Annotated in this window: 1 protein-coding gene; it reads left to right on the forward strand. The window is 67.8% G+C overall.

Annotation, left to right across the window (positions count from 1 at the left end; all coding sequences use genetic code 11):
• Positions 1-1,725: 1,725 nt before the first annotated feature.
• Positions 1,726-1,959, forward strand: a complete 234-nt coding sequence (locus tag DMH12_RS38310) for a GntR family transcriptional regulator (RefSeq protein ID WP_125495842.1) — start codon at positions 1,726-1,728, stop codon at positions 1,957-1,959.
• Positions 1,960-2,120 lie beyond the last annotated feature (161 nt).

The following is a 2,120-nucleotide window of genomic DNA, read 5'->3' on the forward strand; positions in this document are numbered from 1 at the left end:
GGGTAACGGCCCGGGGGGGCGCGAGGGGGGGGGCCGGGGGCGCGCCCCAGGGACGGGGCCCTGGGGGGGGAAGGGGTTCCCCCCGGCGGGGACCCAGCCGCCCCGGGGCACGCTCCCCCCCCCCCACCCGCCGCGCCCCCCCCCTCCCCCGCAGGACGACCCGCCTCCGCAGGACGAGCCGCCACCGCAGGAGTGGCTTCCGTGGTGCCCGCCCGAGGACGAGCCACTGCTGTCACCGGCCCACCAGCTGCCGCTGTTGCCGGGGCTCGGGTCCGTCCACCCCGAACCCCTGCCGCGCCGCGGCCGGACGGTGCGTCCGGCCCGCCGGCCGACCACGATTCCCCTGATCACCAGGGCTGCGACCACGATCAGGATGATGACTGTGACCATGACTTCACCCTCCTTCCATTCCCGGGCGCAGGCCCGGAAGGTCCCCCGAAGCAGTCCCCCGTCGGATGCCTCGCTCTGTCGGAATCTGTCGTGAAGCTCGTTGCGTGAACGGGAGATGCCCCTCGCCGCCGCGGCCCAAAGCAGAGTTGAGGAAGTTCTGAGGGTCCCTGAACACGAACGGCCCCTGACCTGCACCGGAGTGCGAGTCAGGGGCCGTTGGCGCCTTGCTGGGCCGTCCATGGGTCGTCCATGAGCCGTCAGCGCCTTCCAGGCCGTACCGGAACACGGAGCCGATGGCCCGCCGGGCCCGTTCGCGGCCGTCGGGCATCAAGCCCCGGCTGCGCTCCGCTCCGGGCGCCGCTCCTGCCTTCGGCCCGCTCCGTCCGCGCTGCGCCGACGCGCGCTCACATGTTGGACAGGGCCGGAAGCCATGAGTCGATCACCGCACAGAACGGCGTGCGGTCGAAGACGATGCCTCCGGCGGGGATCGGCTGGGGTGAGCGGTGGGTATCTCTGGCTTGGAACGTGCGCGCTACCCAGCAGCAGAAGAGAAAAGCGCCGCCCCGCAGCCGAGGACAACCAGCTGCACGACCCCAGGAATGCGCCAGCCCAAAGCGAGCAGGGCTCCGCCTGTTACCACGGCCCCGCCTCCCAACAGCCATGACGCCTGCGATGCCACTCCCGACGCACTCGACGGACTGGCACTGTCACTGTCGTAGCTGTCAGCCCATCCCGCCATCCCATAGCCGTACACCGTCCAAGCGATGACTACGAAGTCGATGACGAGTAGCGCCACGCTAACGCCAATTTGCTGGCCGGTTGACGGCTTCGCCTGTCCCATGCCCACTGCCGTCCCGTCTCCAGGTGACGATCTGCCAAGTACACGCAGCCAGCATGGTGTTCGAGCAAACCATCGCGCATGAGCACAGGTACTCAGATGCACCGTTCTCCTGGGGTACCAGACCAAGTCTGTCAAGACCGTCCCTCCACGCTGACAACAGCGCGTACGCAGACGCAGCGGCATTGGTGACCTTGATTCTTGCAGGGTGCGGTACAGCAGTGACGTACAGCCACTGCAACAGTTGATCCCGGTTCCCGTGTCCCAGTCGTGCCCGATCGAGTAGGACACGGGTAGGCACCGGGACTGAACATGCGAACGGCCCCTGACCAGCTCTCCAGGTCAGGGGCCGTTCTTACTGCTCAGCAGGCGGAGACTGCGGGACTAGACCCCTTGGCATCGCCGCCACACCTGTCTTCCGGACTGATTACTCAGATTCGAGCTCCGCCGGATCCGCCGGACGCTCCGGACAGGGTGACGCGCACTCGTACACCTCGATGGACGAGTCATGTGCTCCAGAGTGCCCTCGGCCGGACATCCCCCGCTGGAAGCAGGTGTACGAGTTCATCGAGCAGCGGATTGCCGATGGCGAGTACCCGCCCGGAAGCCGGCTGCCCGGCGTCCTCGCGATTCAGGGTGAGTTCGGCATCGCCCAGATGACGGCCCGTCCGTCACGTTCGTCGCCGAGCTGCCCATGCCGTAACGGCGCTCGCTGGGCGGGGCCTGCCTGACCATGGTTCCCCGAGGACCGACCTCCTCCCCCTTAGAGGTCGTTTTCTCCCATTGTTTCATCCCTGAGTATGCCGTTTTGTCTGTGGTGTCGGATCGCGCCAGGAGGTGGTGCTCTCGCTGGTGAGGCGGCGGGCCATGAGGTCGGTCATGGCGATATGGA

The organism is Streptomyces sp. WAC 04229, assembly GCF_003947455.1.
Lineage (GTDB): Bacteria > Actinomycetota > Actinomycetes > Streptomycetales > Streptomycetaceae > Streptomyces.